General features: G+C 72.4%; 5 protein-coding genes. All 5 read right to left on the bottom strand.

The window, feature by feature from the left end:
- Positions 1-136: 136 nt before the first annotated feature.
- Positions 137-379: a hypothetical protein gene (locus tag ACFE67_RS13805; RefSeq protein ID WP_375407452.1), complete on the bottom strand. Its 243-nt coding sequence runs from the start codon at positions 377-379 to the stop codon at positions 137-139.
- A gap of 59 nt (positions 380-438) precedes the next feature.
- Positions 439-1,506 (bottom strand): magnesium and cobalt transport protein CorA, encoded by a 1,068-nt coding sequence (locus ACFE67_RS13800; RefSeq protein ID WP_375407451.1) that lies wholly within the window; start codon positions 1,504-1,506, stop codon positions 439-441.
- A 78-nt stretch (positions 1,507-1,584) separates the two neighbouring features.
- Complete coding sequence (locus ACFE67_RS13795) at positions 1,585-3,072, bottom strand: glycosylase (protein WP_375407450.1); 1,488 nt, start codon at positions 3,070-3,072, stop codon at positions 1,585-1,587.
- Entirely contained in the window at positions 3,069-4,118 is a 1,050-nt protein-coding gene (locus ACFE67_RS13790; protein WP_375407449.1) for a glycosyltransferase, read from the bottom strand. The genes ACFE67_RS13795 and ACFE67_RS13790 overlap by 4 nt, the downstream gene beginning before the upstream one ends.
- On the bottom strand, positions 4,115-5,196 hold a 1,082-nt coding region (locus ACFE67_RS13785; RefSeq protein ID WP_375407448.1), incomplete at its 5' end, for a glycosyltransferase. The genes ACFE67_RS13785 and ACFE67_RS13790, both read right to left, overlap by 4 nt.

Here is a 5,196-nt window from a genome sequence, read left to right as displayed (position 1 = left end):
GACTCCGGGTGATCTCGAGGCTCGCTTCGCTCGCACCTCGATCAACGAGAGAGGGCGGGTGGGACGGCGACCGCCGGCAGGAGAGGGGCGTTCGAATCGCGATTCGGATGTGGCCGCGAACGGGCCGGGCGGGCGGTCAGGCTGAGGGGCCGTAGTCCTCGGCGCCGCTGAGTTCCGCCTCGAAGCGCGCGCGCTCCGCTCGCGCCCACCCCATGAACAGCATCAGTGCGATGAACGCCTCGGCGATCAGCAGCATGACCGCGAACACGCGGGCGTCCACCGTCAGGGAGAACAGGAGCAGCACGATCGCCGGGACGGTCGAGACGGCGAGAGCACGCCACACCCACAGAGGCTGACCCCAACGCCGTTCACTCGTCATGGAGGGAATCTAAGGACGCCGGTTCCGGAACGACTGAGTATCCGGTAGACCGGAGGTGCTCAGAGCCAGCGTCGCCGGCGGAACACGAGCCAGAGCCCCAGGCTGAACGCGACCATCAGCCCGATGGCGGCCGGGTAGCCCCACCGCCAGTCGAGCTCGGGCATGAACCGGAAGTTCATGCCGTAGATGCCGGCGATCAGCGAGGGCGCGAAGAGGATCGCGGCCCAGGACGAGATCCGCTTGACCTGCTCGCCCTGCTCCATCGACGCGCGCGCCAGGCGGCGGCTCTCCTCACCCTGCGCGAGGCTCGCGCTCGTCATGTGGCGCATCGCGTCATTCTGCTCCTGCGTGACGAGCGTCGAATGCAGGGTGAGCGCGTTCTCGAGCAGCGCACGGTACCCGTCCACCCGCTCGGCGACGCGCAGCGCCTCGTTGCGCACGTTGTGGATCCCGGACTGCACATCGTCGTGGGTGCCGTACTTCTCGGCACCCCGCAGCAGGTCGCCGAGCATGTCGGGCAGGGGCGTGATCGCGCGCTGGAAGGTGATCACCTCGGCGAGCAGCTTGTAGATGCGCTTCGAAGAACCGGGGTCCACCTCGCCGTCGAACAGGTCGTCCTCGACCTCGTCGATGTCGGCGCGGAGCCCCGCGAGCACGGGGAAGTAGCCCTGCACCACCGCGGCCACCACCGTGACGAGCACCGCCTCCGAGCCGTGCGCGAGCAGCGCGGGCACGGCCTCGAGGCGGCGTCGGACGTCGTGGAGGTCGGGCCGGTCGGCATGCCGGACCGTGATCGCGAAGTCGCGACCGGCGAACAGGTGCACCTCGCCGAACTGCACGGTCTCGTGGGGGTCGTCGTACCAGGCCGGGCGGAGCACCGCGAACAGGGTGGCGCCGTGCCGTTCGAGCTTCGCGCGCTGGTGACCGTCCCGCGCGTCGGCGACCGTGGCGGCATCGAGGCCGAACTCCGCAGCCACGGAGGCGAGCTCGTCGGCGCTCGGCCGCAGCATCCCGATCCAGGCCATGGCCCCGGGTGTGCGGTGCAGCGCCTGGTAGGTCTGTTCCAGGCCGGGCGTGGTGTCGTCCCGTCGGCCATCGACGTAGATCGCGCTGTCGTCGACGGGCATGGCGGTCCTCCTGAATCACCGGCGGGACGCTCGATGCCCCGGGAGCCTAGGGAAACGGTCCAGCAGCGGAGGGGATCTTTACGCGATCGACACGGCCCGGGCCTGCGGCGCCATCGAGTCGAGCAGCTCGTCGACGACGACGGAGAAGACGCCGATGCGGGAGTCGCCGACGCCGTACGGGACCCAGAGGATGCCGTCGTGCGCGATGCCGCCGCAGGAGTACAGCACGTTGGGGACGTACCCGTCCTGGCTGCGCTGCTGCGGCCGGAGGATCGGGTCGACGGTCCTGGCGATCACGACGCCCGGATCCTCCAGATCGAGCAGCAGCGCCCCGAGCGAGTAGGTGCGCATCGGCCCGACCCCGTGGGTGAGCACCAGCCAGCCGCGGTCGGTCTCGATCGGTGAGCTGCAGTTGCCGGTCTGCACGACCTCCCACGCCTCGGTCGGTGCGTGGATCACCGACTCCTCGATCCAGTGCAGGCCGTCGGCCGAGCGGGCCAGGGAGATGCTCTCGCCGTCGGTCCGGGTGAGTGCCACGTGGTCGCCGCCGACCTTGCGGGGGAAGAGCGCCATCCCCTTGTTCCGCGCGCCGTCGCCGGTGAGGCGGTGCACGCGGAACGTGACGAGGTCGCTCGAGCGGATGAGTCGCGGGGCGATGTCGCGGCCGTCGTACGCCGTGTAGGTGGCCTGGTAGTGCTCCTCGCCGTCCTCGGTCTCGAAGCGGGTGAACCGGGCGTCCTCCATCCCCTGGAACTCCTCGACCGCCGACGGCAGCAGGATCCGTTGCGAGAGGTCGGTGGCGGGGTCGAACCGCGCCTCGTAGGTCGAGCCGACCATCGCGCGGAGCACGCCGAGCTCCGCGGCGCTGTCGCGGTGCGCGGTGAGGTCGCCGGGAAGTCCGATCAGCGCGCGCTCCACGTCCACCCCGGTGAACGTGCTGGGCAGGCGGGCGAGCACGGAGGAGGACAGCTCGTTGAGCCGCCCCTCGTGCTCGAGCGCGGAGCGCAGGTGCCCCAGCTGCCACGTCCCGGCCGTCACGGTCGCGGTCACGAGGGGGGCGACCCGGTCCATGAAGCGCCAGGAGCGGCCGGGTCCGATGATCGCTTCCGCGAACTCGATCGACGACACGTGCCCCTCGCCGATCGCGCGCAGCGCGACGGCGACCCTGACCTCGCCGCCGCCGAGTCCGGACTGGTCGAGGTGCAGCACCGCGCTCGGGTTGCAGAGCGCCGCCGCCTCGATCGCGTACTCGGCGGTGAAGCTGGCGCCGAGCAGCAGGGCGCGGTCCTCGTCGAGCGTCGCGGCGGCACTCACCCGCGAGCCGACCGCACGCGCGTTCGTCCGCAGGATCCCGGCCGTGTCGACGTGCCGCGAGCCGAAGTCCTCGAGGATCTGCGGCACGAGGCGAGCGACCTGCTCCTGCGGGATCCCCATCACCCGATCCACGATCTGGGCGGCACGCGACCTGGTCGACGAGACTCCCTCTCCCGGGAGGAACAGCCGGGCGACCACCCGGGACGAGTCCGGTGCGAGCCCTGCCGCGTGCTCCTCGACGTGGAGGCTCATGCGCGGAGCGCCGTGGTGAAGCGACGTGCGAGCTGCCACGTGCTGAGCGCGGCGAGGGTGGATTCGGCCCCGCGGTTGTCGTTGCGGCCGTCGATCTCGAGTCCGTCGAAGCCCGCGCCGGAGGTGAGGTCGACCATCGCCGTGCGCGCGTCGTTGTCCCCTTCGAACCACGCCCAGGCGAGTCGGACGCCGCTCAGCCACTCGGGTGCGCCGGTGACCTCGAACGCGGCGGCGGCCGCGTCGGCGATCGCGGCGACCTCGATCGGCTGCTGGTCGAACATCGGGTCGTGGTCGTCGGGTCCGCGACCGGCGGTGCCGGTGACGGAGAGGCGCCCGTCCGTCGTCTCGCGGTCGAGCACGAAGCGAACGAGCTGGAGGCCGTGCGCGATCACCGACGGGTCGCCGACCGCGACTCCCGCCGCGAGCACCGCCTCCGCGATCGATCCGCTGCCGTAGGTCATGCGGCGTCGCGGCCACAGCCACGCACCGCGGCGCGGTGGCCCGACCATGTCGATCAGGCGGTGCGCGATCTGCTGAGCGCCGGTGTCGGACGGGCGGGATCGCAGGACTGCGGCGGCGCCGAGCGCTGCGAACGCGGAGGCGTGGAGGTGCAGCGAGCTCTGCTGCGCGGCCCGGCTGAACGCTCGGTGGGCGCGGCGCCGCATGAGCGGCGTCGCCGCGGCCGAGGTCGCGACACCGAGCGCCCAGACCGCCCGACCCCACCAGTCGCCCGTGCCGGAGTCGTCGGTCCAGGCGCCGCTCACGGATCGGCGGTTATGCGCGCTGCCGTCGTCGGTCACGGCGGCCTCGATGAACCGGAGGTAGGTCTCGGCGAGCCGGCTGAGCTGCTCCGTCTGCTCGGGCTCGCGCACGACCACCAGCAGCGCGCGCGCGACGTCGTCGAGGCAGTACCCGTGCTCGGGCCGGACGGCCGCGTGCAGGGCGTGCTCGAAGATCCCGACCGGGTCGGTCAGATGCGCGAGGTGGTCGTACGCCGGCGCACCGAGGGCGACCCCCTCCGCTCCTGTGGCGACGGAGGCGCTCATGCGGCCACCGCCGTCAGCAGGTCGGCGCTGAGCGCCTCGTATCGCCCGGCGACCTCGGCCCACGTGGAGTCGGGGACGACGGGCGCCGAGCCGGCCGCGCGATCCGGCGCCGGTCCCGCGAACACGCGCTGCAGCGCCTCCGCGATCGCGATGGGGCTCTCGTGCTCGACGACGACCCCCGGGCCGCGGTCCAGCAGCTCGATCGCGTGCGGGAAGGCGGTCGCGACGACCGGCAGCCCGGCTGCGATCGCCTCCACCAGCACGCCGGAGGTGACCTGCTCGCGGGAGTCGTAGGGCAGCAGCACGACGTCGGCCGCGGCGATGGCGAGGGCCAGCCCGTCGGCGTCCAGGTAGCGGTCGTCGAGCGTGACCGAGTCGGCGAGCCCGAGCTCGTCGATCACGCCGTGCAGGCGGTCCCGGTAGCGCTCGCCCTCGTGCGCGAGCACCTTGGGGTGGGTCTGGCCGAGCACCGTGTAGTGGGCGGTCGGGTCGGCGAGGTGCCCGATCGCGCGGATGCCCCACTCGATGCCCTTGCCCGGGCCGATCAGTCCCCAGGTCAGCACGGTGCGCCCGCGCTCGCGCGTCGGCGGGACGACCCGTGTCTCGTGCACGCCGTGCGGGATCAGCACCACCTTGTGCGCCGGGACCGCGTAGTGCTGCAGCAGCAGGGTCCTCGCGGTCGCGGTCATGACGACGACCGATGCCGCCAGCGCCCCGACCTGCTCGAGCACGGATCGCTGGCCCGGCGTCGGGTGGGCGAGCACCGTGTGCAGCACCGCGATGATCGGCACCCGCATGGCCCGCATCACGGGCAGGATCTCGTCACCGTCGGCACCGCCGTAGATGCCGTACTCGTGCTGCACGATGGCGACGTCGCCGGCGTCGAGGGCCGCGACCGTCAGCAGTCTGCTCGCCCGGTCGCCCGGGACGAGCTGCACGTCGTGGGCGGTGCGGATTCGGGCGGGTCCCGCGAGGCGCGCCTCGTCCGCATCGAGCACGCGGACGACCCGCACCTCCGCATCCGGGGCGAGCGCCATCGCGGTGGACAGCGAGTGCGTGAAGGTCGCGAGCCCGCATC

It is taken from the genome of uncultured Amnibacterium sp., from assembly GCF_964244015.1.
GTDB lineage: Bacteria > Actinomycetota > Actinomycetes > Actinomycetales > Microbacteriaceae > Amnibacterium.
This window is presented reverse-complemented; position numbering and strand designations above follow the sequence as displayed.

What these genes read in the sequence shown, in the direction of transcription:
- ACFE67_RS13795 (WP_375407450.1), bottom strand. Translation starts at nt 3,072, where the DNA reads ATGAGCCTCCACGTCGAGGAGCACGCGGCAGGGCTCGCACCGGACTCG.
- ACFE67_RS13800 (WP_375407451.1), bottom strand. Translation starts at nt 1,506, where the DNA reads ATGCCCGTCGACGACAGCGCGATCTACGTCGATGGCCGACGGGACGAC.
- ACFE67_RS13790 (WP_375407449.1), bottom strand. Translation starts at nt 4,118, where the DNA reads ATGAGCGCCTCCGTCGCCACAGGAGCGGAGGGGGTCGCCCTCGGTGCG.
- ACFE67_RS13805 (WP_375407452.1), bottom strand. Translation starts at nt 379, where the DNA reads ATGACGAGTGAACGGCGTTGGGGTCAGCCTCTGTGGGTGTGGCGTGCT.